General features: G+C 46.7%; 27 protein-coding genes and 1 riboswitch. Of the genes, 12 read left to right on the plus strand and 15 right to left on the minus strand.

Annotation, left to right across the window (positions count from 1 at the left end; translation table 11 throughout):
- The first annotated feature begins 74 nt into the window (after nucleotides 1-74).
- The 5 genes from WH43_RS13015 to WH43_RS13035 all read left to right on the plus strand — a co-directional run bounded on the left by WH43_RS13015 (nucleotide 75) and on the right by WH43_RS13035 (nucleotide 4,876).
- Nucleotides 75-701 (plus strand): nucleotidyl transferase AbiEii/AbiGii toxin family protein, encoded by a 627-nt coding sequence (locus tag WH43_RS13015; protein ID WP_053425038.1) that lies wholly within the window; start codon nucleotides 75-77, stop codon nucleotides 699-701.
- Between the two features lie 313 nt (nucleotides 702-1,014).
- Complete coding sequence (locus WH43_RS20705) at nucleotides 1,015-1,920, plus strand: hypothetical protein (RefSeq protein ID WP_053425039.1); 906 nt, start codon at nucleotides 1,015-1,017, stop codon at nucleotides 1,918-1,920.
- Complete coding sequence (locus WH43_RS13025; RefSeq protein ID WP_053425040.1) at nucleotides 1,913-2,302, plus strand: hypothetical protein; 390 nt, start codon at nucleotides 1,913-1,915, stop codon at nucleotides 2,300-2,302. The genes WH43_RS20705 and WH43_RS13025 overlap by 8 nt, the downstream gene beginning before the upstream one ends.
- Before the next feature lie 355 nt (nucleotides 2,303-2,657).
- Complete coding sequence (locus tag WH43_RS13030) at nucleotides 2,658-3,053, plus strand: rhodanese-like domain-containing protein (RefSeq protein ID WP_053425041.1); 396 nt, start codon at nucleotides 2,658-2,660, stop codon at nucleotides 3,051-3,053.
- Nucleotides 3,054-3,331: 278 nt separating this feature from the next.
- Nucleotides 3,332-4,876, plus strand: a complete 1,545-nt coding sequence (locus WH43_RS13035; protein WP_053425042.1) for a methyl-accepting chemotaxis protein — start codon at nucleotides 3,332-3,334, stop codon at nucleotides 4,874-4,876.
- Between the two features lie 72 nt (nucleotides 4,877-4,948).
- Here the strand turns inward: WH43_RS13035 and WH43_RS13040 are convergent, their stop codons facing one another.
- Entirely contained in the window at nucleotides 4,949-5,908 is a 960-nt protein-coding gene (locus WH43_RS13040) for a GlxA family transcriptional regulator (protein ID WP_053425043.1), read from the minus strand.
- Between the two features lie 216 nt (nucleotides 5,909-6,124).
- Here WH43_RS13040 and WH43_RS13045 point away from each other — a divergent pair, with 216 nt between their 5' ends.
- Nucleotides 6,125-6,910: an SDR family NAD(P)-dependent oxidoreductase gene (locus WH43_RS13045; protein WP_053425044.1), complete on the plus strand. Its 786-nt coding sequence runs from the start codon at nucleotides 6,125-6,127 to the stop codon at nucleotides 6,908-6,910.
- A gap of 70 nt (nucleotides 6,911-6,980) precedes the next feature.
- Here WH43_RS13045 and WH43_RS13050 read toward each other — a convergent pair whose 3' ends face one another.
- From WH43_RS13050 to thiC, 6 genes are read right to left on the minus strand one after another with little or no spacing between them, the layout of a single operon-like run.
- On the minus strand, nucleotides 6,981-7,727 hold the full coding sequence (locus WH43_RS13050) for a HesA/MoeB/ThiF family protein (RefSeq protein ID WP_053425045.1): 747 nt from the start codon (nucleotides 7,725-7,727) through the stop codon (nucleotides 6,981-6,983).
- Nucleotides 7,712-9,259 carry a thiamine phosphate synthase gene (gene thiE / locus WH43_RS13055; RefSeq protein WP_053425046.1) on the minus strand — a complete coding sequence of 516 codons (1,548 nt, stop codon included), beginning with the start codon at nucleotides 9,257-9,259 and terminating at the stop codon, nucleotides 7,712-7,714. Before thiE ends, WH43_RS13050 begins: the two co-directional genes overlap by 16 nt.
- Entirely contained in the window at nucleotides 9,256-10,050 is a 795-nt protein-coding gene (locus WH43_RS13060; protein WP_053425047.1) for a thiazole synthase, read from the minus strand. The genes thiE and WH43_RS13060 overlap by 4 nt, the downstream gene beginning before the upstream one ends.
- 2 nt (nucleotides 10,051-10,052) lie before the next feature.
- A complete protein-coding gene (gene thiS, locus WH43_RS20055; RefSeq protein ID WP_053425048.1) occupies nucleotides 10,053-10,265 on the minus strand; it encodes a sulfur carrier protein ThiS in 213 nt (70 codons plus the stop codon).
- A complete protein-coding gene (locus WH43_RS13070) occupies nucleotides 10,258-11,340 on the minus strand; it encodes an FAD-dependent oxidoreductase (protein ID WP_053425049.1) in 1,083 nt (360 codons plus the stop codon). The genes thiS and WH43_RS13070 overlap by 8 nt, the downstream gene beginning before the upstream one ends.
- Complete coding sequence (thiC, locus tag WH43_RS13075) at nucleotides 11,337-13,286, minus strand: phosphomethylpyrimidine synthase ThiC (RefSeq protein WP_053425050.1); 1,950 nt, start codon at nucleotides 13,284-13,286, stop codon at nucleotides 11,337-11,339. Before thiC ends, WH43_RS13070 begins: the two co-directional genes overlap by 4 nt.
- A 115-nt stretch (nucleotides 13,287-13,401) precedes the next feature.
- Nucleotides 13,402-13,517: riboswitch (TPP riboswitch) on the minus strand.
- Nucleotides 13,518-13,669: 152 nt separating this feature from the next.
- On the opposite strand from thiC, the gene WH43_RS13080 reads away from it, so the two are divergent.
- Nucleotides 13,670-15,181, plus strand: coding sequence for an FAD-binding oxidoreductase (locus WH43_RS13080; protein ID WP_053425051.1), 1,512 nt, complete (start codon nucleotides 13,670-13,672; stop codon nucleotides 15,179-15,181).
- Nucleotides 15,182-15,200: 19 nt separating this feature from the next.
- Nucleotides 15,201-16,055, plus strand: a complete 855-nt coding sequence (locus WH43_RS13085; protein ID WP_053425052.1) for an SMP-30/gluconolactonase/LRE family protein — start codon at nucleotides 15,201-15,203, stop codon at nucleotides 16,053-16,055.
- A 58-nt stretch (nucleotides 16,056-16,113) separates the two neighbouring features.
- Here WH43_RS13085 and WH43_RS13090 read toward each other — a convergent pair whose 3' ends face one another.
- The 5 genes from WH43_RS13090 to WH43_RS13110 form a co-directional block, all read right to left on the minus strand.
- Nucleotides 16,114-16,386, minus strand: a complete 273-nt coding sequence (locus WH43_RS13090; protein WP_053425053.1) for a hypothetical protein — start codon at nucleotides 16,384-16,386, stop codon at nucleotides 16,114-16,116.
- A 315-nt stretch (nucleotides 16,387-16,701) separates the two neighbouring features.
- Nucleotides 16,702-17,262 (minus strand): CBS domain-containing protein, encoded by a 561-nt coding sequence (locus tag WH43_RS13095; RefSeq protein WP_053425054.1) that lies wholly within the window; start codon nucleotides 17,260-17,262, stop codon nucleotides 16,702-16,704.
- A 104-nt stretch (nucleotides 17,263-17,366) separates the two neighbouring features.
- Complete coding sequence (locus tag WH43_RS13100) at nucleotides 17,367-17,684, minus strand: hypothetical protein (protein WP_053425055.1); 318 nt, start codon at nucleotides 17,682-17,684, stop codon at nucleotides 17,367-17,369.
- Nucleotides 17,685-17,987: 303 nt separating this feature from the next.
- The gene (gene cydB, locus WH43_RS13105; RefSeq protein ID WP_286049732.1) at nucleotides 17,988-19,031 is read right to left on the minus strand and encodes a cytochrome d ubiquinol oxidase subunit II; all 1,044 of its coding nucleotides are present in this window, start codon (nucleotides 19,029-19,031) and stop codon (nucleotides 17,988-17,990) included.
- A complete protein-coding gene (locus WH43_RS13110) occupies nucleotides 19,031-20,455 on the minus strand; it encodes a cytochrome ubiquinol oxidase subunit I (protein ID WP_053425056.1) in 1,425 nt (474 codons plus the stop codon). Before WH43_RS13110 ends, cydB begins: the two co-directional genes overlap by 1 nt.
- 303 nt (nucleotides 20,456-20,758) lie before the next feature.
- On the opposite strand from WH43_RS13110, the gene WH43_RS13115 reads away from it, so the two are divergent.
- The 4 genes from WH43_RS13115 (at nucleotide 20,759) to WH43_RS13130 (ending at nucleotide 25,334) form a co-directional block, all read left to right on the plus strand.
- The gene (locus WH43_RS13115) at nucleotides 20,759-22,639 is read left to right on the plus strand and encodes a sensor histidine kinase (RefSeq protein WP_286049733.1); all 1,881 of its coding nucleotides are present in this window, start codon (nucleotides 20,759-20,761) and stop codon (nucleotides 22,637-22,639) included.
- On the plus strand, nucleotides 22,632-24,035 hold the full coding sequence (locus WH43_RS13120; RefSeq protein WP_053425057.1) for a sigma-54-dependent transcriptional regulator: 1,404 nt from the start codon (nucleotides 22,632-22,634) through the stop codon (nucleotides 24,033-24,035). The genes WH43_RS13115 and WH43_RS13120 overlap by 8 nt, the downstream gene beginning before the upstream one ends.
- 42 nt (nucleotides 24,036-24,077) lie before the next feature.
- Nucleotides 24,078-24,467: a hypothetical protein gene (locus WH43_RS13125; RefSeq protein ID WP_053425058.1), complete on the plus strand. Its 390-nt coding sequence runs from the start codon at nucleotides 24,078-24,080 to the stop codon at nucleotides 24,465-24,467.
- Nucleotides 24,468-24,575: 108 nt separating this feature from the next.
- Nucleotides 24,576-25,334, plus strand: a complete 759-nt coding sequence (locus WH43_RS13130; RefSeq protein ID WP_053425059.1) for a hypothetical protein — start codon at nucleotides 24,576-24,578, stop codon at nucleotides 25,332-25,334.
- A 24-nt stretch (nucleotides 25,335-25,358) separates the two neighbouring features.
- Here the strand turns inward: WH43_RS13130 and WH43_RS13135 are convergent, their stop codons facing one another.
- The 3 genes from WH43_RS13135 to WH43_RS13145 form a co-directional block, all read right to left on the minus strand.
- Nucleotides 25,359-25,802 (minus strand): hypothetical protein, encoded by a 444-nt coding sequence (locus WH43_RS13135; RefSeq protein ID WP_053425060.1) that lies wholly within the window; start codon nucleotides 25,800-25,802, stop codon nucleotides 25,359-25,361.
- A gap of 283 nt (nucleotides 25,803-26,085) precedes the next feature.
- On the minus strand, nucleotides 26,086-26,331 hold the full coding sequence (locus WH43_RS13140; RefSeq protein WP_053425061.1) for a hypothetical protein: 246 nt from the start codon (nucleotides 26,329-26,331) through the stop codon (nucleotides 26,086-26,088).
- Between the two features lie 72 nt (nucleotides 26,332-26,403).
- Nucleotides 26,404-26,766, minus strand: a complete 363-nt coding sequence (locus tag WH43_RS13145; protein WP_053425062.1) for a hypothetical protein — start codon at nucleotides 26,764-26,766, stop codon at nucleotides 26,404-26,406.
- Nucleotides 26,767-26,944: the final 178 nt, after the last annotated feature.

Here is a 26,944-nt window from a genome sequence, read left to right on the forward strand (position 1 = left end):
TCACAGCTTCCTATGGAGATGATTTACATGCTTAAATTCGTGGGGATCCCTCAGGAGCTGATGTCTGCAAACTCATGGTGGAAGAAGGCGATGTGCTGGTCAAGATTGAAGTGAATATGATTGGCCGGGGCGTAATTGGCGACACAGCCCCCGTGCAGCCTTTGTGTGATGCAGCACAGGAGTCTTTTGATGTGTTCTGCGATATACAGGTTGTGCCCCTGTCCCAGCTTTATGGTGGAAAAATCTGTGCAGCGTTGGACAGACAGCACCCTAGAGATTTGTTTGATGTTCACCTACTGCTGCAAGGGCCGGGATACACCGGTGAGATTAAAGAAGGTGTTATCTATGCACTGATCTGTAGCAATAGGCCAACACATGAAATGCTCAACCCTAACCATATTGACCAACGTGTCGCCTTTGAGAATCAGTTCAAAGGTATGTCTGAGCACCCATTTACATATGAAGCTTTTGAAGCGACAAGAAACGATCTTATTCAGGTTGTGAACGAAAGTTTGGACGACAAAGATCGTGAGTTTCTGCTGAGTGTGAATCGGCTGGAACCGGACTGGTCAATATATGACTTTTCACAATACCCGTCAGTGAAATGGAAGTTGATAAATCTGGAAAAGTTTAAAAAATCACGGCCAGACGACTTTCAAGCTCATATTGAGGCATTGCGGATACAGCTTAACTGCCAATAACAGCATCGCTTTCAGACCATAACGGCAATCTTCAGACAAAAATACCTGTGCAGTTCGACAATAAATAGGTAACGTAAAATATCAGCAGAAACCGCATTGACCTAAACAAATGGGCTTGGCTAATGTGGGATGCAGTATTCAGAAAACAATTGTTCTTTAACAGCTTAACTCTTTATTGAGGTACTCATCGTACTGCCTCGCCATTCCTATGAACGGGCAGGGGGATGATTACAATCTTGGCCGGTTCTTATCGGTGGACCCTATTATTTAGTCACCTGGTCATAGCCAGAGTTTGAACCCTTACTCATACATTATGAATAATCCGCTGGCTGGGACGGATCCAACAGGGTACGCCAGTGTAACTGGCAGTCGGATAGACCGGGATATTAAAGAATCAGATATTATCGGCGACAACATTACTGGGGTGGGTGGTAATGTAACGTTTAGCGGCTCATTCCAAGGCGGAGGTTATGGTGGTTCGTCGGGTAATGGCGCAGCCCCGCAAGGCAGTGTAGCTAAGCAGAATTCTCAGACTGTAGATATCAATAATCAGTCAAATCAGGCTTTTGAGAATGCGCTAGCTTCAGGAACGGTATCTGATTATTTTGAAGATGCTTATGGGGTTGGAGGCAACAGTGACTCAGGAACATGGGGGCTGGCTGAGCAATTTGTCGGTTGGCATGATTCAATAAATGGCGGTGATATTAGTTATGCTGCCTCATTGGCTGGTGGTGTGCTGGAGTCATCCAAAGGCTTGAACTTGGCGCATGGAAAAGGTGCATTTCTTGCTTTGCAGGCAATGGGGCATACCATGGGAGACTATAAGTTTTCGTTTGCACCAAATGCTAGTTCTATATCCCTAGATTTGTCTTCAGCTGGAAGGGTTTTGTCTCAGGTTGCAGGTTATGGTGGATTTGGTATTTCAGCACTGGCGGCTTATGTTTCTTATGAAAAAAGCTTAATAACAAGTAACGAACTTGTTGGGAAGATTGCTGTAGATCTCACAATGTTAAGGGTTGGTAGTTCGTCATTACCCGGTTTTGTTATGGCTGCAAGCTATGGTGCTGTGGATATTTATTATCCAGCTCCTAAAGGTGTTCCTGGAGCAATATCTTTAAAGCGTGATATCGTTAACGCTCCTCAAGGTTTATCTGAACAATCAAACAAATTTAAAGTAGAAATGATGAACTTTATTGGTACGAGAAGAGAGTATGACTAGTCTATTTAAACTTCCAGGTGAGTTATTCAAGATGTATGTTATAGGTACGGTCCTCCTTGCCGGTGATAAATGGGGGAGGTATTCCGATCATATGGCAATGTCTCAAATCGGAGTTTTTTTTGGGGTGCTTACGCTTCCCATTTCAATATTTTTGAGTAAAGAATTTATGGGGACAGTGAGTTACATGCCAATATTTATGATTATCTTAAGTTGTGGGCTAACTTTTTTTTCGAGAAAAATTGTTTCTGATGTGTTTCTAATGAAAAAGTCTGGCTTTGTGGGGGTAAATAAAAAAACAGTATTATGGGTATCCCATATCATATATGCATCTGTTTCTATTATCTGTATTCTGGCTTCTGTGGAGATTATGGATTTGTATTGATATAACTGGTTGTTATTTTTAGATAATAAGAAAGCAGAAATTTTTATGGGATAGGTAATATCCGATGTAATTAGAAACAAAAAGGACACCCATAACCCGGTGTCCTTTTTGCTATCTAAAGTGAGCAAAATCACCACCAGGGTGAGCAGACCAAACCGGTAGAGCCAGTCAGGGCAAACCGGAAGGGTGAGCAATCTTGGCCGGTGCCTGCACACATATACTCTTTAGTCCTCAGGCTACAAAGTGTCTAAGAAATTCTGGTCGATTCATTTCAAATCGTTGTGTTGCTACCTGATTCCACCTGCGGCTTCTTTCGGTATATAGTAAAACCAACTCACTACACAGGATTGCTTTTATGAAAACCGGAGCCCAACTGGTGGCTGAAGCCAAAGCTAAAATTCAGGAACTGACAGTACAGCAACTTGCTGCTTTATTACAAACCAGTCAGGTGCGAATTATTGATGTGCGTGAACCTGCCGAATTTGCCACAGGTCATATTCCAACTGCAGTGAATATGCCCAGGGGCGTGTTGGAAATGCAGTTGCCACAGCATCCAGCTGTTGCTGAGCATAAAGATGCGGTCGTGGCTTTGACCGAATTAGCCACTCAGCCTTTGTATTTAATTTGCCGCTCTGGCGCTCGTTCCGCTTTGGCAGTGGAGTCGCTGCAACGTATGGGCTTTCGTGACCTATACTCCATAGCTGGCGGTATACAAGCCTGGACGGATTGCGGTTTTCCTGTCCGGCAATAGCGACATATATACCCAAGTGACCTGAAGATGCAGCGCGACAAGTCGGTATGGCGCATAGTCAATCTATGTCGCTGGTCTGAGAGGAGGCTGACAACAAAGCTCTGGCTTCAAGGACTACAGGTGTAAACCAAAGTGACTTAGACTTTAGTCGCATTCCCCTGTGGATGGTTTGACAGTTGCTTGCATAACAGAAACACTGCCAAAACCAAAATGCTGTAGAGTTGTGAATTCTATAGTTTTTCTTCTGCCATGTTGCCTTTGTCGAATGGGAAGTCGTTATGGAAAATGTTCGTGCTGCAGTGGTGTTTGTTGTGCTCTGGCTGGTGGCCCAGGTCTTGTACCTGTGGCTGGATTTTAATAGCTGGCTGTTGGTGGCGTTAAACTTATGCGCTGTGGTCGGTTTTCTATATTGGAATAACCAGAAACAACCAGAAATTCAGGCTAAAGATGGATCCAACGCGCTGGCCGATAGCGCTCATCACATTACCGAAGCCACTTCAAAAATGGCGATAGGGGCAGCAGAAGTTTCTTTTTATATCGATGGTTTAATTAAAGATATCAAACACAGCGGTGACGACTGCAGCCAGATTGGCAACGCGGCGACAGGCTTAACTGATACCAGTGGTCAACTCACAGATAATCTGCAGCAAATCAGCCATAGCATCACTCATACCGCTAACGCCTGCAGTGCAGCTGATCAGCGTTTGCAAAAAAGTGTTGATAACATCAACCAGTTAGCTAACGCAGTCAGTGATGCAGCCGCAAGGCTGGAGCAACTCAAAGGCAGTGCCGACGATATCCAGCGTATTACTGAAGTGATCACTGGTGTTGCTAATCAAACTAACTTATTGGCGTTAAACGCCGCTATTGAAGCGGCGCGGGCTGGTGAACAAGGCCGTGGTTTTGCTGTAGTCGCAGATGAAGTGCGGGCTTTAGCGGGCAAAACCTCAGAAGCGACCAAAGACATTGCAAAAATGCTGGCTGATATTCGCAGTCAAAGTGAACAAACAGCGGGCGTCATGACGCAGCTGGTGCAGTTAAGTGGTGACGTGCAGCAGGAATTACAATCTGTGGCCGCAGGTTTTAATGGCATCAATACTGAAGTAGGGCAAGTATCCGCAGCTTTGGAGCAAATAGAGCAGGTTAGTACTGGATTAGAAAACACCAGCCAGCAACTAGGCCAGTCGATTCAGAGTATTAATAAAGCCTTATCCGCGATAGAACATAAGGGCAGCACAGTGGCCGACCAAGCCATTGAATTATCGGTAGAAACTGAAAGTATTTACCGTGAACTCAGCACTGTTACCGAGCAAAGTTTCTTTAACCCTGTACTGAAAGAAGCGCAGCAAGCAGCCGCTGCAATAGCTGCTTTATTTGAAAAAGCGCTGAGTGATGGCAAGCTGACAGAGCAACAATTATTTGCCGAACAATATCAGGCTATAGCCAACACCAATCCGCAAAAATTTCATACCGCTTACGATAGCTTTACCGACCAGTTTTTCCCTTTAATTCAGGAACCTATTTTGGAGCGTCACAGCAATGTGTTGTACGCTGGCGGTGTCGATCGCAAGGGCTATTTCCCGACGCATAACAAGAAATACAGTCAGGCGTTAACAGGCAACTACGAAAAAGATTTACTGCAAAACCGTACTAAACGTGTCTTTAGCGACCGCACTGGTAGCCGCTGTGGCAGCAATACCCAGCCTATGCTGCTGCAAACCTATAAACGTGACACAGGTGAAATTCTGCATGATTTGTCGGTGCCTATCATGGTGAAAGGGCGGCATTGGGGTGGATTTAGGATCGGCTTTAAAAGGGTGTGATCAGAGCATAGCAACGCTACCCTTTATTGATTGTTGGCCCCGATCAGTTTCATCATTGATGTGATGATAAGCTCAGGATAAATACACATTATCCTGCTGTAATCTTGCTAAATGCACAAAGGCTTTGGGGGATTGGCCGTAGGTGCGTAAAAAAGCGCGGCGCATCCGTTCTTCGTCGCCAAAACCTGTCAGAGTTGCAATACGGCTGATGGAGGAATGACCTTGTTCTATTAAAGATTGGGCCGCTTCCAGCCTTAGTTTTTCTATAGCTTTGGCCGGTGCTATGCCGGTTTGGCTATGAAAAACTCTGCTGAAGTGGCGTGGGCTCCAATGCACATGCGCTGCTAAATCTTCTACTGTTAAATCTTTTTGCAGGTTCTCTTTGGCAAATCTAAGAGCATCTCTGACTCTGTCTGAACTGGGTTCTAGCTCTGCCATTGCTGAAAACTGCGACTGCCCACCGGTCCTTCTATGATGCACTACCATCAGGCGTGCTATGCTTTTTGTGACTTCAGCACCTAAGTCGGCCTCTACTAAAGCCAGAGCTAAGTCGATACAGGCGGTGGCTCCGGCTGATGTCCAGACCTGACCATCTTTGACATAAATTTTATCTTCATCCACCAAAACTGCAGGATGTTGCTGCTGCAAATCCCGGCCCCAGGCCCAGTGGGTGGTGGCTCTTTTGCCATCCAATAAACCTGAGTTCGCCAACACAAAAGCGCCACTACAAATACTGGCAATACGTTTTGTGTCAGAAGCCGCTTCTTTTAACTTTGCTTCTAAAGCCGGCATTGCTTTTGGGATCAGTAAAGCGCCTGCAATGATCAGAGTGTCATAGCTACCAAAGCCTATGGCTTGAGTCTCGATCACCACCCCGGTCGAACTTCTGACTGGGCCACCGTCCAGGGACAAAGACGCAAACTGGTACTGGATTTTTTGCTGCATGCTATTGGCGAATTCAAAAACGGTCAGTGCGGCCAAGTCCAGGATCTGAAAATCATCATAAACAATGAGCCCGATACGCTTATTCATCCAATGTCCTTAAAGGTGGGTAATGATTGATAAAGTATAAATTTATGTTGCGCATTATTTGTACTTGGTAAGGCTTTGTCCAGCTGTTTTAAGTTTATTTCTCTTACTTTCCCTCAATGGTGGGTTGTGTCCTTAAATGCGCTTTTTGTGTCATTTATCTTATTTTCTGTTCTGCCACAATGAACCTGTCTTCAACACCTACTCAAGGAAAATAACATGAACACTAAAACTGCTTTGATTACTGGCGCTTCATCTGGCATAGGTGCTGTATATGCGGATCGCTTAGCCCGTCGTGGTTATGACCTCGTCCTGGTGGCCCGCAACAAAGAACGTCTGGAGGCTGTGGCATCGTCAATACGCAGCGAAACTGGTCGCACTGTGCAACTGATCCAGGCTGATTTAGCGAACCCGACAGAATCTGCTGCAGTAGAAGCAGTGTTGGCTAAAGGTGGTATTGATGTGCTGGTGAATAACGCAGGTTTTGGTGCTGTAGCGCCTTTACTGCAAAGCGACATCAAAGACATGGTCAGTATGATTGATATCAATGTCACAGCCCTAACCCGCCTGACCTACGCCGCAGTACCTGCTTTCGTCAAACAAGGCAGCGGTACTTTAATTAATATCGCTTCTATAGTGGCTGTGGGGCCGGAAATTCTGAATGGAGTGTATGGCGCAACCAAAGCTTATGTACTGGCGCTGACGCAGTCACTGCAGCATGAACTTGCTTCGCAGGGCATTCGAATTCAGGCGGTATTGCCAGGTGCAACAGCGACAGATTTCTGGGGTGTGGCAGGCCTGCCGCATGAGCATTTGCCTGCTGAAATTGTGATGAACACAGCGGATATGGTGGATGCAGCTCTGGCTGGCCTGGATGCAGGTGAAGTGATCACCATTCCGCCATTACAGGATGGCGCTGAATGGGATGCGTTTGAGGCCACCCGTAAAGCATTATCACAACGGTTCGGCCATACAAAACCAGGTGCTCGTTACCAGGTTAAATAATTGCTTGGTAAAGAGGTTTGTCAAAGCCACAGCCTTAATGCTGTGGTTTTAATCTGCCAAAAAACCTATTTCAGGTTGTTTTTTCAACCAGACAGCGGCAACCTTGAACTGGCATATCATAAGCAACGAACCTGAACCCCACCCCCTCAAATTGCCAGAATTTTGCCTGGTGGTCCGGTTGAATAATTTGTTGGATCAGTAACATAGCTTGCATAGCGCCTATGATGCCAGGCAAAGGAGCTAATACGCCTAAGCTGCTGCAATTACCGGATTGATCGGTTAAATCCGGAAATAAACATTGGTAACATGGGCTTGGAGTATGTGCAAAAGGCCAAAGCATTAGCTGACCTTGTTGGGCTATAGCGGCAGCGCTAATCAGGCTGATTTGATGCTGCTGACAGAGTTTATTGATAAGCTTTCGGCTTTGGAAATTATCGGTGCAGTCTAATACCCAGTCAGTATTTGCCAATAAAGTTGCAGCATTGTCGACGCTAAAATGCTGTTCTACAGCGCTTAGCTGTACATAGGGATTGAGCTGTTTGAGCTGACGCGCCGCTATTTTGGCTTTATTAACACCTCTGTCACTGTCGCGGAATAATAGTTGCCGCTGCAGATTGGATAACTCCACTTTATCGCCGTCAACCAACGTCAGTTGGCCTATTCCCGAAGATACCAGATACTGGCTGGCGGCATGGCCTAAACCACCACAGCCAATGAGCAACACCTTGGTATGTTTTAGTTTCAGCTGAGCTGCTTCGCCAAAATCCGGCAACATCAACTGGCGGCTATAACGGATAAATTCTAAATCACTGAGCATGGCTTTTGCTCCAGTTGGGCCTCGCTGATTAACTGTTGCATCTGTTGCACCCATAGTTTGGGAGCTGTGGCATTCGCAAAAGCCTGTACCACAGCTAGGTGCCTGATGCCCGTCGCCAACACAGCTTTGGCATTGCTTTCATTGATGCCACCAATAGCGACCAGTGGGATAGTGGGGAATAAGGTTGGGTAACGAGCAAGCTTCTGTAGCCCCTGTAACTTGCCGCCCATCTCTTTGGTTTGGGTGGCAAAAATGGCACCTATCGCCAGATAACTGGGCTGAAGTTGTTGTGCTCGTAGCAGCTTATAAAAACCATGGCTGGATACACCCAACCGCAGTCCCGCTTGTTGCAAAGCTGCTAAGTTGGCGCTGTTGATATCTTCCTGACCTAAATGCACACCATAAGCACCCAACTCCAGTGCCAGCTGCCAGTGATCGTTAATAAACAGCTGAATATCAGGGTGCTGACAAAGCTGGATAGCCTGTTGGATCTGTTGGCGTAGCTGCTGATCTGTGCTTTTTATCCGTAGTTGCAGGGTTTTTACTCCGGCTGCTAAGGCTCTTTGTAACTCTGTGACTGAAGGCACTATCACATACAAACCTAAAGCAGCTTTTAAAGGCGCAAAGGCCGGGGCCTGTGGCTGCAGATGTTCAGTCAGCAGCTCTGGTAAATAATTTGGATTACGTGGAACCCCCCAATGGCCTAAAGTACCGTGATTTTCAGTGACAGCAACTGGCTGGCTTAAGCCCTGATTGATATAAGTTTTAGCCACTACAAAAGCATCTTCCAGTGCATAACCTAAAGCCAAAGCTGCTGCCAAAGCACTACTAAAACTACAGCCTGTGCCGTGGTTCAAATGATGTTGTTGGCGTGGGCTGCGCAGCCTGACTTTATTGGTATAAGCCGGATAACCGCGGTAACGAAAATCTGCACTAATAAAAAGCTGATCGGTGCAAGCTGTTGCCTGTTGATGACCACCTTTCACCAGTACTGTTTTTACGCCAGCTTTGAACAGCAGCTCAACAGCCTGTTTCATATCGGAGTTTTGAGCTAAAGCGTCCAACTCCGGCAGGTTAGGCGTCAGCACGTCAATCTGTGGCAATAAATGCTGCATCACCGCCTGATATAAATCGGCTTCTGCCATTGTTGAGCCAGAACTGCTAATGGCGACAGGGTCGTAAATCACCAGTAAGTCAGGTTCGTTTTTTCTGAGCTGTTGTAAAAGATCAGTCAGCCACAGCACCTGTAGCTTATTCACCAGCAAACCAATTTTAATCACTGCCGGCTTCGCATCTTTGAGTAAAGCCAAAGCTTGTTGGTGCAGTAAATCAACAGAGACTGCCATGCAGGCATCGACTCCGGTGCTATGCTGGGCGGTAATGGCGGTGATTAAAGTACATAGATGCAAAGGCTGTTCTGGCGTAGAAAAACTTTGAATAGTTTTTAAGTCGGCCTGAATACCAGCGCCTGCGCTATTGTCTGACCCCGCGATACTCCAGAGAGTTGTTGCTTGATTTGCTGAATAAGTCATGGCGCCTCCTGCAACCAAAACGGCATACCAAGCACAGGTGTCGAAGGGCTGGCAAAGTCTTGTTTTGGCATAGCGCCTGCTAAAAATGCAGCGCGGCCTGCGGATACAGCCTGAGAAAAAGCCTTAGCCATCACTACAGGATCTTTGGCCAAAGCCACGGCAGAATTCAGTAACACGCCATCAAAACCCATTTCCATCACCTGACAAGCGTGACTGGGTACACCTAAACCTGCATCCACTATTAAAGTCGCATCCGGCAAACGCTCTCTTAAAGTCCGCAGCGCATAAGGGTTGAGCACACCTAAGCCCGAACCAATAGGCGCAGCCCAGGGCATCAACACTTTGCAGCCCAGTTCATACAACCTTTTGCACAGCACTAAATCGTCAGTGCAATAAGGCAATACTTCAAAACCATCCGCCAGCAGGTGTTCGGCTGCTTGCAGCAATAAAACCGGGTCGGGCTGCAGGTTGTAGTCATCGCCTATCAGCTCCAGTTTTACCCAGTTGGTCTGGAATAGCTCCCGTGACATTTGCGCCAAAGTCACGGCTTGTTGCACTGAATGGCAACCTGCGGTGTTGGGCAACAGCTTTAAGTTTAAATCGCGGATCAGTTGCCAGAATTGCTCGCCGCCTTGCTGTTCAGGCGTTTGCCGACGCAGGCTTAATGTCACGGCTTCGCAGCCACTTTGCTGTAATGCCTGCTGCATCAAGGCTGGGTTTGGATACAAGGCGCTGCCTAAAATCAGCCTGCTGCCTAGGGTTTTGCCGTAAATGTTAAATTCGGTTTGCATGCTTAACCTCCGGCTATAGGGCTGACAATATCCAGCTCGTCACCGGCTTTAAGCTCTGTGTCTGAATACTGGCTTGCAGCAATAAAACGGCCATTTAAGGCCACAGCAAAAGGGGCTTTAAAGCGCGGTAACAGATCGCTTAACTGGCAGGAGTTTAAGATTTCGGTTTTGCCATTTAGCCAGATGATGAGTTCGACGTTCATCATATCAGTCATAACAAAGCTCCTTCGTATCAGTAAGTTGCAGCAAAGCCAGTTGAGCGACCTGTTCAGCCAAAGCCGGACCGAGTAAATAACCGTGACGGTATAAGCCATTGACCCGAATAAGACCTGGCTGGTTTGAAATGGCTGGTCTGTTATCTGGCAAGGCGGGGCGGGCCGAAGCCTGTACGCTTAAAATTTCCGCATCAGCAAAAGCTGGGTCTACTGAATACAAAGCCGAAAGCAGTTCCAGCGTCGAACGCACTGAAGGGCCGGATTGATCGGATGATTCCAGCTCTGTAGCGCCCACCACAAAAATGCCGTCGTCTTTAGGTGCAATATAAAGTGCGTAACGGGGGTGAAACAAGCGCACAGGGCGGCTTAATTGCACTGCTGGAGCTTTGACCCGCAGTACTTCACCACGCACTGGCCTAAGTTGGGACAACTCTGTTTGAGCCCCTAAACCACGGCAATCAATCACCAGATCGGCTTGTTGCAACTTGCCATTACACCACAGCTCGTCACCTTTAAATTCGGCAATAGAATGAGGTTCCAGCGACACGCCTCTTTGCTGTAACAATTGCAAGGAATGCTTTAAAAAAGCCTGATTATCCAGCTGACCTTCGCCTGGCAAATAACAACCATACTGAAAACGCCCGGCTAACGAAGGCTCAAGTTCTGTCAGTTCGGTTTTTGTCAGCCATTTGGGTTGATAGTCTGGCTGGGCTTTAATTTGACCAACTAAATGTACTAACAAATGCTGTTGCTGTGGGTGTGCCAGCAGCAAAGCCCCTTGGTGTTGCAGGCCAAAATCCGGCAGTTGCTGTTGCAACTGTTGCCACAGCTGCATACTGCGATAGCCCATCTCCACTAAATCTTGCTCTAAAAGCACAGACTCAGCCAAAGGCGATAACATAGCGGCAGCGGCAACAGCAGCGCTGGCTTGATACAGCTTTTGGTCAGGGTTAAAACTCCCCTTTTCCAGCAGGCGTATATGGGCTGGCTTTGGCCAGAGTCCGGGTTCGGACAAGGCCAAAGCGCATAAACGCCCCATCAAACCGCCGCCCAGAATAAGCAGCGACTGATTCATAGCTGTGGTTCCTCCAGCTTTAGATCAGAGCCGTGGTACAGCTCTGCACCCGACTGACGGAACTGCTGCGCCTTTCTCTGCATTTCTGCGTGCTGTTGTGCTGCATCCAACTGCTTTACTTCAATGCTGGCTGCATAATCGCGCACATCCTGACTGATTTTCATCGAACAAAACTTAGGGCCACACATAGAACAAAAGTGCGCTACTTTGCCGGATTCCTGTGGCAGGGTTTGGTCGTGATAAGAGCGGGCGCGTTCAGGGTCTAAACTTAAATTAAACTGATCCTGCCAGCGGAACTCAAAACGGGCCTTGGATAACGCATCATCGCGAATTTGTGCACCAGGATGGCCTTTGGCTAAATCGGCAGCGTGGGCGGCTATTTTGTAAGCAATCAAACCTTCTTTGACATCGTTTTTATCAGGTAAACCCAAATGCTCCTTGGGTGTGACATAACACAGCATAGCGCAGCCATACCAGCCAATTTGAGCAGCACCTATGGCGGACGTCAGATGATCGTAACCCGGCGCTATATCTGTGGTCAGGGGGCCTAAGGTATAAAAAGGTGCTTCTGCACAGTATTCCAGCTGCAGCTGCATATTTTCACGAATAAGTTGCATAGGCACATGGCCGGGGCCTTCCACCATCACCTGCACCTCTTTAGCCCAGGCGCGGTGAGTCAGTTCACCTAAGGTTTTCAGCTCGGCAAATTGTGCCTCGTCATTAGCATCGGCTATAGAGCCAGGACGCAGGCCATCCCCCAGACTAAAGCTGATATCGTAAGCGCGCATAATGTCGCAGATATCGTCAAAGTGTTGATATAAAAAGTTTTCTTTGTGATGCGCCAGGCACCATTTGGCCATAATAGAACCGCCACGCGATACTATGCCGGTCAGGCGTTTGGCCGTCATAGGCACATAAGCTAAGCGCACTCCGGCGTGAATAGTAAAATAATCCACCCCTTGTTCGGCCTGCTCAATTAAGGTGTCGCGGAATAATTCCCAGCTTAAGTCTTCGGCTATGCCCCCGACTTTTTCCAGTGCCTGATACAAAGGCACAGTACCAATAGGCACTGGGCTGTTGCGGATAATCCATTCGCGGGTTTGGTGAATATAACGGCCAGTGGATAAATCCATCACTGTGTCTGCGCCCCAGCGCGTGGCCCACAATAGCTTTTCCACTTCTTCTTCGATGGACGAACTGACGGCTGAATTGCCGATATTGGCGTTCACCTTCACCAGAAAGTTACGGCCAATAATCATAGGTTCAATTTCAGGGTGATTGATATTGGCAGGTAAAATGGCGCGACCTGCCGCTATTTCCTGCCGGACAAATTCAGCGGTAATTTGTTTGGGTAAGTTAGCCCCAAAACTCTGGCCCGGATGCTGAGTTCTATATTGTGTTCGGGCTTCAGTGGCTTCAGCCAGATTGGCGCGACTTAAGTTTTCCCGTATCGCCACGTATTCCATTTCCGGCGTAATAATGCCACGACGGGCATACGCCAGTTGAGTGACTGCTACACCAGCTTTGGCTTTGCGTCTTTCTGTTAAAGCTTCGAATCTTAAGCTTTGCAGGCTTTCATCCAACCACTGCTCTTTGCTGTAAACAGAACCAAAGTCAGTCACCAGCTCGGTATCACCACGCTGTTTGATCCAGTCGGTGCGAAGGGCTGGTAAACCTTTGCGGATATTGATTTGAGCATCTGGGCAGGAATAAGGGCCTGAGGTGTCATAGACCCGAACTGGTGTATTGGGTTGAAATAATGGATTGTCTTTAGTGCCACCAATTAAACTGGGCTGCAGTTCAATTTCACGCATACCCACTTTCACACCTGGCAATTCGCCTTCGATATAGACCTTGCGGCTGGCGGGATAAGGCTGGCCCTGAAACTGCTGAATAAATTGTTCGGCAGCAGCGCGGGTAGCGCGACGGTTTTGATTTTCTGACATATAAACTCCGATGAAATAATTAAATAGTTAATTTTCAACAGAGCTTGGGAAAAGCGTGGACAGCCATCAACAGATGAGCCGAATGAGTGCGCCAACAGGCAGACGGATCACCGCCACTGTGTGCGCTCTTGTTTCCCTCCGCAGGTATTATCCTGTTCAGGTTCCACGGATTCCGCCCAAGGGCGGTCTCAGCTGACAAACCAGGTTTGTGCAGCACTCCGACAAGCTAAGTGTGGCCAGCATAAACAGCTTTTTTTCAGGCGGCAAGAGGAAATTGGTTTGGTTTGCACAGAGTAGGACATGGACAGTGTCATAAAAATCGAGCCGAATTCAGACAATTTATGCTAATTTGCCTGCGGTTCTCATTTTGAAAAGACTTGCTTTTGGACAGACGTCATTTTTTAGCTTTAAGTAGCACTATAGCTTTAGCCACTGTCGCCGGCTGCCAGTTTAGCCCGGCCACCTCTTTGCCTGAAGCCTCTGACTGGCAGCAGCTAAAAGCGAACTTTTCCGGTCAGTTATTATTTCCTGCAGATGCAGGTTTTAGTCGTTTTTATAAAGCGGCCAACTCACGCTTTGACGCCATTATTCCTGCTGTGATAGCCCGTTGTGCTAACACTTCTGATGTGCAGCAGATTTTAGCTTTTGCCCGTAGGTTTCAATTGCCGATTACAGGCCGCAGTGGTGGGCATAACTATGCTGGTTATTCCAGTACCAAAGGCATTTTGCTGGATTTAGCTTTAATGGCGGATATTCAGCTGGAGCCGGAAGACGACACAGCCTGGATAGGGGCTGGGGCAAAGCTCGGTGATATTTATGATCAGTTGAGTAAAAAAGGCCGCTCTATCCCTGGTGGTAGCTGTGTTGGCGTAGGTATTGCCGGTTTAACTCAGGGCGGTGGTTTTGGCATTGCCGACCGTTTGTATGGTTTAACCTGTGATGCCTTGCTGGAGGCCGAAGTTGTGACAGTGGACGGTGAGGTGCTGCGTTGTAACGAGCAGCAAAACGCTGATTTATTCTGGGGCTTAAGAGGAGGTGGTGGTGGCCAGTTTGGCATAGTCACCCGCATGAAGTTTCAGACCTTCGCTACGACTGATATCTTAAGTTGTCATGCTTATTTTGCGTTAAAAGACGCATTGCCTGTATTGAATTTATGGCAACACTGGAGCCGTCAGTTACCCGAAGCTTTATGGTCTCAGGCGGCTTTGTGGTGGCGGGCTATGCCAGGTCATGAACCACAATTACAAATACGGGTTACCAGTTTAGGCCAGATTAAGTTGTTGCAGCAGCAATGGGTGAACTGGTTACGGCGTTTGCCTGTGCAACCTGTAGAGCAGGATGTGGTGCTGCATAATTACCGCGAATATATGCTGACCGACTGTGCTGGTTTGGAGATGCCACAATGCAAACTGCCGCACCAATCAGAGCAGGCCAAACTGAAACGTGTGGCTATGGCGGGCAGCTCAGATTTTTTTAATCAAGCGATCAGCAGAGCCGGATTAGAAGCTTTATTGGGGCAGGTGCAGCAGCGTCAGCAACAAGGTTTATCCGGTGGTATTTTATTGACTCTGATGGGCGGTGCTATTAGCTCTGTGCCTGCGGATCACACAGCTTTTGCGCACAGAGATGCGCTTTTTAGTGCTCAGTATCTGGTGAGCCGCCCTGTTGGGGCTGATGAAAAGTTAATGCAGGGGGCTGCGCTTTGGGTCAATCATATGCGCACTGTGATGCAACCTTACAGTACTGGTGGGGCCTATTTAAACTACACCGATGCTTTGATTAAACACTGGCCTGAAGCTTATTATGGCAAGCACTATGAAAAGTTACAGCAACTCAAGGGCCGTTACGACCCTGACCAGCTATTGCGGTTTGCTCAAGGCATAAAGCCAGCTTAAGAGACAAAGGATAGAACAGATGAAATATAAGTTACTGATTTTATTGTTATCTTGTGGCGCTTTAGTTGTGCAGGCTGAAACATCAATCGACAGCACAGATTTTGTGCCTGACGGCGTTTTTCACGCCACCATAGAAGGTCCTGCCACAGACAAAAACGGTTATTTGTATGCGGTGAATTATGGTGTCGAAGGCACTATTGGCAAAGTGAGCCCCCAAGGTGAGGTGAGTTTAGCCCTGACCCTGCCCAAAGGCAGTATTGGCAACGGTATCCGTTTTGACCAAAAAGGCCTGATGTATATAGCCGATTATACTGGCCATACTATCTGGCGTTACGACGGTAAACAGCTGCAACTGCATGCCCATCAACCTTTAATGTTTCAGCCCAACGACTTAACCATAGCGGCTAATGGCGTTATTTTTGCCAGTGATCCGGATTGGAAAAACCGCAAAGGTCAGTTATGGCGTATTGAAACCGATGGTAGCTCCAGTCTGGTCGAAACAGACATGGGAACAACAAATGGCGTGGAAATCAGCCCGGATCAACGCCGATTGTATGTGAATGAAAGCGCGCAGCGCAGAGTCTGGGTGTATGACCTGGATAAAAAGCTGCAGGCCAGCAATAAAAGACTGCTGATCCAGTTCCCGGATTTTGGTTTGGACGGCATGCGTACTGATACCAAAGGCAATTTATATATAGCCCGTTATGGCAAAGGTGTGGTTGCCAAAGTCAGTCCGGATGGCAAGTTGCTAAAGGAATACCAGCTAAAAGGTGAGTTTCCGACCAACGTTACTTTCTCGCAAAAAGACCCGACTTTGCTTTATGTTACGATGCAAAAACGTGGTGCTATAGAGCTGATTAAGTTGTCGAAGTAGTATCCGTTTTAAAACGAAAAAGCTGCTTTTCAGCAGCTTTGATCACAAGACTATATGCTTAATGCACCTGATAATGCCGACAGAAAAAGTCGATCACTTTGTCCGGATCCGGACGGGTTTGCATATTATGTCTTAATGCCAGACCTGTAGCTAAAGCGCGCAAGGTCACATCCAAAGGTGCACCTGCTGGTTTTTCAATTTGATAGTTCTGGAACAAAAAATTAATTGCTGCTCCGGCATAAGAGTTTACTGAATGTGAAGGCAGCAAACGTAGTTCCTGAAGACGTACTCCAAGTTCACGTATTCTTTGTAAGCGGCTGGCTTCGTTCATTTGTATCTCCTTATCAAAAGCAGTGAAAGCTGATGCTTTATGTATCTGCCGCGGTCGGAAAAGCTTTAATGAAATCGACTTGAGGAGTTTTTTTTGGGACTAAGTTGCAGCTAAATAACTGATTCTATTTGATTATATTTAGTTGAGGAAAACGCCGCCATAAACCAGGAAACCAGGCAGAGGGGAGGTCTTTGGAGGTACCCGTGCTCTGTGGCGGCTTTCAAAAACCCCGTTCCGCGGGAATGACTACGAAACGGGGAAAACCAGGAAGAAAAGCATACTGTCGGGTTGTATTACCTTCCCGACAAGGGGCTATCAGGCATACATACGGTCAAAAATATTCAAAAAAGTCGGAGCTTTTTCAATATGAACCGGAATATGCAGACGGTTGGCAATATCGCTTGCGGATATGACGCCGCGGATATGGTGTGATTCGGTATCTATCACCAAACAATGCTGCTCACCATTGTGTTGCAATGTGTTCAGCACATCGCCTATGGTGCAGTGTTTGATTTGCTCATAAGCTAAGGCTTTGATTTCAGAGCGCGGGCGCATTAAGTCAGCCACTGTCAAGTCAGTGCGATTCACACCTTTGCCTAAACGTTGCAATACATTCTGGATAGACAACTGTTCGTAGCTGATTAGACCAATCAATTCCTGATTGGCGTCTATCACCAGTTTTAGTTTGGTATGTTCATGATTCATCATGTCCTCTGCTTCGACTGCACAGGTATTCGAATCAATCATCATAGGGCTGTTGGTTTTAAAATCAGACACAAAGTCCAGCGCTGCTGAGTTTAAATTGGCTTCAGCAAATTCGGCTGGCTGAACTAAATGGTCTATTACATCAACGTTGAATAAATTTAACTTTTTCATAGAAACCTCTCGTCAGTCCGCTCAGAGGCAGCGAAACTGAAATCAATACAATGGATGTGTCAGATAGTGACTAAAAAGCCGGAAACTCTGACAATTTCAATGATTTAGGAGAGGAGTACTGGTGGGGCGCGTGCTGCGTAACAACGTTTTTGCGCCTTGTTAAATTGATTTCGAGCCTGCTGATAAGAGCTTGCTGATGCTAACGGGAATTCAAAACTATTCCAGTAAACAGGGCCCTTCTCATCATCACCTGAGGTTTCTGTTGAATCTACAGTGGAGTGTGTGACCGCTGCAACCAGAGCAAAGCTAAAGTTCTTATTCGGCTGTTGTAAATCTACCCAACTGCTGGACGCAGAATAGCCTGCTGTCGGAAACAGCAAACTCAGGTAAAACAACACTGCGATAAAACTTAAATACTTCATCTTTCGCGTCCGGTCAGAACCAAAACAACTTGGCCTTTTCCTGACTATAGCAGCAGTGTTTTTTAAAATGCAAATAAAAAAATGAAAAAAATGAAAATAACAGGTCTGCGGATTGACGCTTTATTTGCGTCAGATCAATAAAAACCTGTTATTTTTTAAGCAGAAAAGCTTGATTTCTAATCGGTTATAAAAACTTCATCCCTTGTTTTAGTAGCCAGGCAATCAAAGTTAAAGTTAAAAAACCAGCCAGGTATAAAACGACAAACCATTGGGTTTGAGACAACTTTTTGCCAACGAATTTCATCAGTAGCCCTCCTGATAATCTTCCACTTTACCGGCGAAAATTTTGTAGCCCCAGAGTGTATAGGCACAAATCAGTGGCACAAAAATGAAGATGCCAGGCAACATAAAGATCAAACTGCTATCTGGCGCTGCGGCTTCCATATAGGTCAGTTGGCGTGGCAGCAGGTAAGGGAATACGCTGACCAGTAAACCGATAAAAGCTAGCAGGAATAAGCCAGAGGCCAGCCAGAAAGGCCGCTCTTCATGACGTTCATGCACTGCAGTTTCCGCTTTATGGCTACGGTTGACCCGGCCTAAATCGCGGAATAATAAACGGGCGGCAAGCACCGACAACAGAGGCAGTGGAATTAACCATAAAGCGTGCCAGCCGCCAAACCAACGAGCCCGAATTTCCGGCTCAATCCAGACTGTCCATAAGCTGACCAGCAGCATAGATAACATCACAATCAGTAATAAGCGTTGGCCATAACGCGCCGCTTTTTGTTGCAGTTCACCGCGACTTTTCATCACCAGATAACAACAGGCGAGCAGTGCATAGCCCGCCATTACCGCTAAACCACAAAACAGACTAAAAGGACTCAACCAATTGAAACTGGACTGATTGATAAAATCTGCCGGAACGCCTTGTACCAGGGTTCCCAGCATCAGGCCCTGGCAAAAAGCTGCCAGACTGGAACCAACAGCAAAGGCCATATTCCAGTATCTTTTTGATGTATCTGATTTAAAACGATATTCAAAAGCCACACCGCGGAAAATCAAACCTATCAACATCAGCATAATCGGCAGATAAAAAGTCGAGGCGATGGAGGCATAAGCGGCTGGAAAAGCGCCAAATAAAATGACACCACCAAATACCAGCCAGGTTTCATTACCGTCCCAGACGTGCGCAATGGACCGCATTAAATGGTCGTGTTCTGCGTCTGTATTAAACCAGGGGTATAAAATACCTATGCCCAGATCAAAGCCATCCAGCAATACGTACATCAGGATAGCAAAGCCAAGTAGCAGCAGATAAAACAGGCCTAAACTCAGTTCCAGTTCCATTAGTTGGCTCCTTTGGTTGAAGTTGCATCAGCGTCAGTTGCTAAAGTTTTGGTAAATGACAAGGCATAACCTGAAGCTTTCACCCCAATACGCTGTTGTTCCAGTTGCTCTATCGGAGCCGGACCTTTTTTGATTAGCTTGCGCATGAAGTACAGATAAACACCAAACAGCAGGCTGTAGGTCAGGACAAACAGAGTCAAAGAGAACAGCACACGTTCTGCAGGCAGAGGGCTGACAATCTCGCTGGTGCGCACCAGGCCATAAATAATCCAGGGCTGACGGCCAATTTCTACCACGTACCAGCCCGCCAGTACCGCGATAACACCTGTTGGCGCCATAAAACTGACTGGCCAAAGGAACCAGTTACTCTGATACAAAGTGCCACGCCAGCGCAGGTAAGCTCCCAGCATTGCCACGCCTATCATCAGCATGCCAATACCGACCATAATGCGGAAGCTGAAAAACACCATAGGCACGTTAGGTCTGTCCTCTGCTGGCACCGATTTTAAGCCTTGTAATTCACCCTGCCAGTCGTGGGTTAAAATCAGACTGGCAAGGCCAGGTATTGCCACTTCATAATGGTTTTCTTCAGCTTTCATATCAGGCACTGCGAACAGCAACAGCGGCACGTTGCTTTCTTTTTCGGCCCAAATTCCTTCCATCGCAGCCAGTTTCACTGGTTGATGCTCTTTCACATTTAAACCATGTAAGTCACCTACCCAGGCTTGCAGTGGGGTCAGCACTAAAGCAAACCACAGCATCATCGACAAACCTTTGCGGCCAAATTCTTTATGTTGGCCCTTGCGTAAGTACCAGGCGTGAGTCGCCATCACCACAAAAGTCGCTGTGATAAAAGCCGCCAGCAGCATGTGGGTAAAACGGTAAGGCATAGAGGGATTAAAAATGACATCAAACCAACTGACGACCTCAAATTTACCATCGACCATTTGATGGCCCTGAGGGGTTTGCATCCAGGAGTTAGCCGCGATGATCCAGAAGGCAGAAATCCAGGTGCCTATAGCCACAGTGACTGTGGCGAAAAAGTGCATTTTGGCACTGACACGTTGCCAGCCAAATAACATCACGCCTAAAAAACCAGCCTCGAGGAAAAAGGCTGTCAGCACCTCATAAGCCATCAGAGGCCCAAGCACTGCGCCTGCGATTTCAGAGAATTTGGAGAAGTTGGTACCAAACTCATACGACAGCACTATGCCGGATACGACGCCCATACCAAAGGTAATGGCAAAAGGCTTGATCCAGAACTTGGCCAGTTGCAGATACTGGGGGTTACCGGTTTTCAGCCATAAGCCTTCCCAAATTGCTATCAGCGTGGCCAAACCTATGGTGATAGAAGGGAAAATAATATGGAAGCTCACAGTAAAAGCAAACTGGATACGTGAGAGGATACTGACATCAAGTTCCATAACTACCTCAGTTTTTAGACGTTTTTATCCGACTTAGCGCAGATGGCGCAAGCGCCACAGACAACAACAGCAACATGGTCAGCAGTTCGGCAGCGAGCATAGACAGGTCTGGCATAATGTTCTCTTTGTTGACAAGTTAGGCAGCAACAGCGCTGCGTATTCCTGTATTGCCAGAATCAGGCCATAATTTTAATTATTTGTAACTTTATGATTCTAAATCAATAAAATTATAAATTTGCAGCGGGTGTCAACTTGATTTACGATTTAAAACCAAAGTGATGACAACAAAGTTGACGGTAAGCAGTGGATTTGATTTTAGCTTTTGAGCTGATGATGCTTGTCACCAGCGCGTGCGCCGGATTGATGTCAGGCTGGCTGTGGTGGCATTCGAGGTATCAGCAAAGCCTGGCTGGTTTGGCTGGCTTTGGTGCCATGATGGCGCTCTGGTGTTTAGGCCATGTGTTTGTGATCCATGACCAGCCGCAGCTGGGACGTTATCTGTTATTGGCCAATCCATTGATGCCAACATTTTTCCTGCATTTTGCCTTGAGATTTGTCGAGCAGGATAAGGTAAAAGCCCCCTGGTTAAGCTGGGCCCGACGTCATATTGGCTGGCTGTATTTTCTGACCGCTCTGGTCGTGCTGCTGAGCTGGAGTCTGGATGCCGGTGATGTGCTGCAAAGCATAGCTTTGGGCCAGGTTTTTGTCTTTCACTCCTATGGATTTTTAAATCTGCTGTACACAGTCATCCTTGGTATTTTGGCTCATGCCGTGTTGTGGTTCGGCTGGCGTTATCATCAGGGCAATAAAAAACGTTCTATTGTTGCGATGTTTTTAGCGGGGGGCTGGGGTTTATTACTGGCGACCCCCGTGGTGTTTCCTTCTTTTGGTCTGGACTGGTTCCCTTATCCCATGTTGTTGTTGCCAAGCTATCCGGTTTTGCTGGTGTATGGCGTAGTGCGTTACCAGATGCTGGCGGTGAATGCGCTGGCGAACCGCGCTTTGCTCTGGTTAGTGATGTCCTTGTTATTGCTGCTGTTGATGGCGTTGGTCAGCTCTGTGTTTGGACAGTTAGGGATGCGGGCTTTGGCCAGTGTGCCGGGCTGGCAGTTATGGTTGTATTCCAGTCTGGTACTGCTGCTTACCGCAGCCTGCTACCGACCCGTTGCCCGATTGGCGGAACGTTTAATTTATCCCGGAGCTACTCTGGACCAGACGTTGATCAACACCTGGCGCCAGCAATTGAGCTTGTGCCAGAACTGGAGTGGGCTTAGCGAAAAAGCAGCGCAGTTACTGTCTGCTGCACTGAAGCAAAAAGTACAGGTTGAATTGCCTCTCGCCTCAGGGGAGCCAGTTATCGATAGTCAGTTAAAAATTCGTTGTTACCCCCAAAGCGGACGTTGGCAGGTGGAATTGTTGGGCTGGGATGATATGACGCCTGGTATTCGTTTAGTGGCTCAGGTGTTTGGTTCTTTGCTTGGCAGTAGTTGTGAGTTATTGGCGCAGTCGTTGCAATTGGCTGAAGCGGAAAAACAGCAACTGGCGCAACAACACCTGGTTGAAATGGGCGCTTTGGCGGCTTCGATGGCGCATGAGTTACGTAATCCACTGAATATTATTTCGATGGCATCTGCAGGTGTTGATGCGGAGTTAAGAAGTCATATTCAGCTGCAATTGAAAAGAGCAGACCGGCTGATTTCCGATATGCTGGTGTACTCGGGTCGTCTGCAGTTGCAATACAACCAGATTGAGCTGGAGCCTTTGCTGCAAAGCCTGTTGCAGCAGTTTGACTGGCAGCAGGTCAAACTGGAATTGAACATCCCCTCAGGCCTGATGCTACGAGTCGATCAACACAGAGTGCAGCAAGTATTTTTAAATCTGTTTGATAATGCCAATGCATTTTTACGCAATCAGGCCGATGCCACTTTGAGGGTTGAAGTCGCGATAAAAGGCGATTTCATCCGGGTGTGGGTACATAATAATGGCCCGGCTTTGGATCCCAGTTTAACCACCGAACAATTATTCCGGCCTTTCATCAGTAAACGCAGTGGCGGCAGCGGTTTGGGGCTTGCCATAGTCAAACGTATTATGGATGCCCATCAGGGCCAGATCAGTTTCCGCACTGATTTGGGCTGGCCTGTCAGTTTTGAACTTTTGTTTCCGAAGGATATCCCAGATGTTTAATGCAACAACGCCAAACCCGGCGCGCATTTTGATTGTTGATGATGAACCCGCTTTTCGTTTATTGGCCGAACGTTTTTTACAGCAACAGGGTTATCAGGTGGCTGGAGCCGCCAATCTGGACGAAACCCGTACTAAGTTACAGCAATTTGATGCGGATTTGATTTTGCTCGACCTGGCCTTACCGCCAGCTTTTGACCCGGCTCATACCCTGGCTGCTGTGCCAGAGTTCTCCACCCGGCCTGTGATTATTTTAACGGGCCATGCCGAACGTGAGCTGGCGCTGCAGGCGATAGCACAGGGCGCATGGGACTTTATTGCCAAGCCGATAGACCCGGAATTACTGGCCGTGGTGGTTAAACGCGCTATCACTAAACATCAGTTGGAAAAGGAAGTCAGGCAGTTAAAACAAGGTTTGCAGCAGCATAGCTTTTTGCCGAAGTTGGCCGGTCATTCGCGGCATATGGAAACAGTTCGTACCTTAGTGCAGCGTATAGCGCCGACCGAAGTGCGGGTCTTGGTGACAGGACCGTCCGGTACGGGCAAAGAGGTAATTTCGCGCGCTTTGCATGAGCTGAGCCCCCGCGCCGAAAAAGCTTTTGTCTCAGTGCATTGTGGCGCCATTCCGGCTGATTTATTAGAAAGTGAGCTGTTTGGTTACGTCAAAGGAGCTTTTACCGGGGCAGATAAAGACCGGCAGGGCTTATTAAAGCTGGCTGATGGTGGCACTTTGTTTCTTGATGAAATAGGTGAAATGCCGTTGGCGATGCAGGTGAAATTACTTCGGGTGTTACAGGAAGGTACTTTTTATCCGGTTGGTGGCCGCGAGCAGCAAAAAATTGATATGCGGTTAGTGTCTGCCACCAACGCCAATCTGCCGGATTTAGTCAAACAAGGTAAGTTTCGCGAAGATCTGTATTACCGGATTAAAGGCGTCACTATCGAAACCGTGGCTTTGGATGAGCGGCGTGAAGATATCCCGTTACTTATTCAATTTTTTCTGGAACAGCTCAGTGCGCAGTATGGTCAGAAATTGCAGCTGGAATCTGCTGCAATCAGCTGGTTTTTGCAAAAGCACTGGCCAGGTAATGTGCGTGAATTAAAGAACACGCTGGAAAGTGTCGCTGCTATAGCTCAGCAAGGTGTGATCCGACTTGCTGATATTCAACTGCTGCATTTGGAGCACCAAAGCATCGAGGCGGATAACGATCTGGTATCAGGTTCTGCTTTAAGTAGTTTGGATGAGCAGGTGAAAGCTTTGGAGATCCGTTTAATTCAGCAGGCGATGGCCCAATATAACGGCAATAAGAGTCAGGCTTCCCGAGCTTTGGGTATTTCCCGTCAGGGTTTACTGAAAAAAATTGAGCGATATGCGCTGACTGATTTGGGTGACGACTAAAGCTGTCTATACTCAACTAGTTAGTGAACAGGAGCAGTACCAATGACCGATTCTATTACCCACGGTAAGTTCAGCGTCACCCCGCAGGGGGAGGTGTTATTGTGTGAAATTCAGGGCGCCTGGAATAAAGAAGGCTCAGAACAGCTGATAGAGGATTTAAAGGCTGTGGTACAAGGATTTGCCGGTAAAAAATGGGTCAGAGTGATGGATATGCAGGGCTGGGAGCTGGCGACCCCTGATGCCATCAGTATGATGACGAACTTTAGTTCGTGGGAAGACCAACACGGCTGCGTATTACGCTGTTTTATTGGTTTAAATCCTATTCAGCAACAGTTACTGGAAATGAAATACCAGCACTCACACAAGCCGCAACATTTTAGCCATACCGATACAGCGCTAAGCTACGCTAAACAATTTTTGCAGCGGCTTTAAGTCATCTCAGGAAAGGACACAGACTGCCAGTTCGCATCGATGTTGTCATTGCTCTGTGTTCAATGCTGCTTTAAAGTCATGTGATCCTAATGTAAATAAGAGCTTGTCATGGATGAGTTAAAACAGATGAAGGACACCGCTGACTTGCCTGCTGAAGTTGCAGTCCCGAGTTATGGTCAGCAAATGGATCAGCAGACTGATGCCGAACTAAGAAACCTCGGTCGATTTTTTCTGAAACATCCAAGTTTAGTTTTAACCTGTGGCTATTTAATCGCCAGTGTTATGGGGCTTATTTTTACTCTTTCTCTGCTGGATGAGTTTGAGTTTCATGTTTTACCTTATCTGGAACTGACCGACTTTTTGCTGGCCGCCATTGCCCACCCTAAAACCATATTGAATCTAATCATAGGTATTGTTTCTGTGGTTTTTACGGTTTGGTTTGAGCGCAAGTGCAGAAAAAAATATCTCAAATACGCCTTGTGGATAGACAAATCTTACCGTTCGACGTCATTTTTACCCAATTGGATTTGGGGAGCTTTTGCTTTTGTGTTTTATCTGTATTTCGCCAGTACCGTTCAGGTTCCAAAAATCGCCCAGGCAATTAAAAATCATCAGACAGAGCACTATCAACTTAGCCTGATTTATCCTATTGAGCCCGGTGGCAAAGAAATCCGGCAATTAAACGAAGTGCAGATGATCACCCGCACTGTCAGCTATTTATGGATTTACCATCAGGGTCAGGTCAAGTTAATTCCCCATGCTAATGTAGCGGCTTTAATTCCAGTGTTATTAAAAAATTCTGATGAAAAACCTGACTTAAAAATTACAGAAAAAGCCGCAGATAAAGCTGATAAAGCTAAGCATTAAAAGAGTTGGGTTAGAATTCTGTAGTTAGTCCGCTGAGGAATTTACCTCCGTGACTTGTGGCACTAAAAAGCAAAAAAGTACGAACAGGATCAGATTGATGTACGACAGGGCGGTAAGGTTGAGTATGGTGGCTGGCAAGAGACCGTCCTGCCAATAGTGAAGTAGGGAAGATAAGGTACAGACAGATGCCGCCAGAGCCAGATAATAACGCATTTTTCTGATAATATTCAGGTAATTATCTTTGTGCAGATAACGAAAAACAATGACATTACCAAAACTGTAAAACGCAAAAAAGATCATGGCCAAAGCCAGCTGCGAAAATGGGATTTCGATCCAGGCGGCAGACTGGAGGCGGTCCAGCACAAAGATGCCATAACAATAAATAAATGCCTCATAAAAGTGCTCCTTACGAAAGACCAGGTAAAAGCTGTTAACGGTGAGCAGAATAATAAAAATAGTGAAGAGCATCTTATGGTCCTTAGCCTGTAGCGCTGATTGCAAAGGTAGATGCAAAAAAGTAGCAGCTACCTTAATTGCCGAGGAGCCCTAATTTTTAGGGCTGATTTTCACAGGGATGAATTTGAACCCAAGAATTACAACCGCCACCTGTGCACACTATCCCTGTAGTTTTGCATAAACCTCCGCCCAGATGAATTATGGTGGAACCATTGTAGTCTTGTGCCCCACCTCCACTGCTAGCTCCAGAACCGCTATTCCCATCTGACGGGTAATAATAACTAGTTGATGAGCCCTAGGGCTTAATGACTGTTACCTCACCATCCCGGAATACCAACATATCACCAACTTCCAAAGATGGAGGTAGGGAGATCAACGTACCTAAACTTGTAAAAATCATCGCTTCAGCAACAAAGCTAGGGACGTAAATCTCAGCATATCTAAGTAAAAAATTCCCTAATCGACCAATTGGAACAGTTAATGCTGCAGCAACCATTTTATTTTTTGCGGCATTATTAGCATCAATATACTGCTGACTCACAACAAATCTGATCTCGACAGATCGTATATATGAATCCAGTTCAATAATATAGTCCCCATAATACGGGCTGCTTTACCAATCTTGACAACTATAATCCATATCATATTGGCAGTTTAACGCCGCGTCTGCTGGTGAAACAACATCACTTAAATCGCCTGAAGGGAATTTCACTTTTCGAGCACTGGCAGCTCCATTGCCTTCGTTCTTAATCCAATACTGATGTATAAATTTTTTAAGGCTTTCCCGATAGATCTCTTGCCCTTTGTGTTGCACTACAATCCATACATCACCAAAAATGAATATCTTTTTTTGGTACAAAAACTCGCTAATTTCTTTTTCCGGTTCACAAATATCAGTTAAACACTGCAATACAATTTGATTTTCTATATGTGAATTGGCTTGCGCATGACTTCCAACAAACCAACAAACCAACAAACCAACAAACCAACAAAAAATATGATTCCATTTTTCATTTATGTTTTCCCTTCACGTTAGTGTTTCACAACAACCAGATGCAAAAGCTTTCGATTTGAAAGTCGGCACAATTATCTGATTTAGCTGAGGAATCCCCACAAATGGAGTAGGTAAAACAAATAGTTAGGCGAGATGGGAA

Source organism: Rheinheimera sp. KL1 (assembly GCF_001275035.1).
GTDB classification, from domain to species: Bacteria; Pseudomonadota; Gammaproteobacteria; order Enterobacterales; family Alteromonadaceae; genus Pararheinheimera; species Pararheinheimera tangshanensis.

Excerpts from the sequence above, each read along its gene's own strand:
- WH43_RS13100 (WP_053425055.1), bottom strand. The coding sequence starts at position 17,684 with ATGAAGTATTTAAGTTTTATCGCAGTGTTGTTTTACCTGAGTTTGCTG.
- WH43_RS13110 (WP_053425056.1), bottom strand. The coding sequence starts at position 20,455 with ATGGAACTTGATGTCAGTATCCTCTCACGTATCCAGTTTGCTTTTACT.
- thiC (WP_053425050.1), bottom strand. The coding sequence starts at position 13,286 with ATGTCAGAAAATCAAAACCGTCGCGCTACCCGCGCTGCTGCCGAACAA.
- WH43_RS13030 (WP_053425041.1), top strand. The coding sequence starts at position 2,658 with ATGAAAACCGGAGCCCAACTGGTGGCTGAAGCCAAAGCTAAAATTCAG.
- thiE (WP_053425046.1), bottom strand. The coding sequence starts at position 9,259 with ATGACTTATTCAGCAAATCAAGCAACAACTCTCTGGAGTATCGCGGGG.
- WH43_RS13070 (WP_053425049.1), bottom strand. The coding sequence starts at position 11,340 with ATGAATCAGTCGCTGCTTATTCTGGGCGGCGGTTTGATGGGGCGTTTA.
- WH43_RS13035 (WP_053425042.1), top strand. The coding sequence starts at position 3,332 with ATGGAAAATGTTCGTGCTGCAGTGGTGTTTGTTGTGCTCTGGCTGGTG.
- WH43_RS13025 (WP_053425040.1), top strand. The coding sequence starts at position 1,913 with ATGACTAGTCTATTTAAACTTCCAGGTGAGTTATTCAAGATGTATGTT.
- WH43_RS13135 (WP_053425060.1), bottom strand. The coding sequence starts at position 25,802 with ATGCTCTTCACTATTTTTATTATTCTGCTCACCGTTAACAGCTTTTAC.
- cydB (WP_286049732.1), bottom strand. The coding sequence starts at position 19,031 with ATGGAACTGGAACTGAGTTTAGGCCTGTTTTATCTGCTGCTACTTGGC.
- WH43_RS13015 (WP_053425038.1), top strand. The coding sequence starts at position 75 with ATGGTGGAAGAAGGCGATGTGCTGGTCAAGATTGAAGTGAATATGATT.
- WH43_RS13040 (WP_053425043.1), bottom strand. The coding sequence starts at position 5,908 with ATGAATAAGCGTATCGGGCTCATTGTTTATGATGATTTTCAGATCCTG.
- WH43_RS13120 (WP_053425057.1), top strand. The coding sequence starts at position 22,632 with ATGTTTAATGCAACAACGCCAAACCCGGCGCGCATTTTGATTGTTGAT.
- WH43_RS13060 (WP_053425047.1), bottom strand. The coding sequence starts at position 10,050 with ATGCAAACCGAATTTAACATTTACGGCAAAACCCTAGGCAGCAGGCTG.
- WH43_RS13095 (WP_053425054.1), bottom strand. The coding sequence starts at position 17,262 with ATGAAAAAGTTAAATTTATTCAACGTTGATGTAATAGACCATTTAGTT.
- thiS (WP_053425048.1), bottom strand. The coding sequence starts at position 10,265 with ATGACTGATATGATGAACGTCGAACTCATCATCTGGCTAAATGGCAAA.
- WH43_RS13130 (WP_053425059.1), top strand. The coding sequence starts at position 24,576 with ATGGATGAGTTAAAACAGATGAAGGACACCGCTGACTTGCCTGCTGAA.
- WH43_RS13125 (WP_053425058.1), top strand. The coding sequence starts at position 24,078 with ATGACCGATTCTATTACCCACGGTAAGTTCAGCGTCACCCCGCAGGGG.
- WH43_RS13050 (WP_053425045.1), bottom strand. The coding sequence starts at position 7,727 with ATGCTCAGTGATTTAGAATTTATCCGTTATAGCCGCCAGTTGATGTTG.
- WH43_RS13090 (WP_053425053.1), bottom strand. The coding sequence starts at position 16,386 with ATGAACGAAGCCAGCCGCTTACAAAGAATACGTGAACTTGGAGTACGT.
- WH43_RS13045 (WP_053425044.1), top strand. The coding sequence starts at position 6,125 with ATGAACACTAAAACTGCTTTGATTACTGGCGCTTCATCTGGCATAGGT.
- WH43_RS20705 (WP_053425039.1), top strand. The coding sequence starts at position 1,015 with ATGAATAATCCGCTGGCTGGGACGGATCCAACAGGGTACGCCAGTGTA.
- WH43_RS13085 (WP_053425052.1), top strand. The coding sequence starts at position 15,201 with ATGAAATATAAGTTACTGATTTTATTGTTATCTTGTGGCGCTTTAGTT.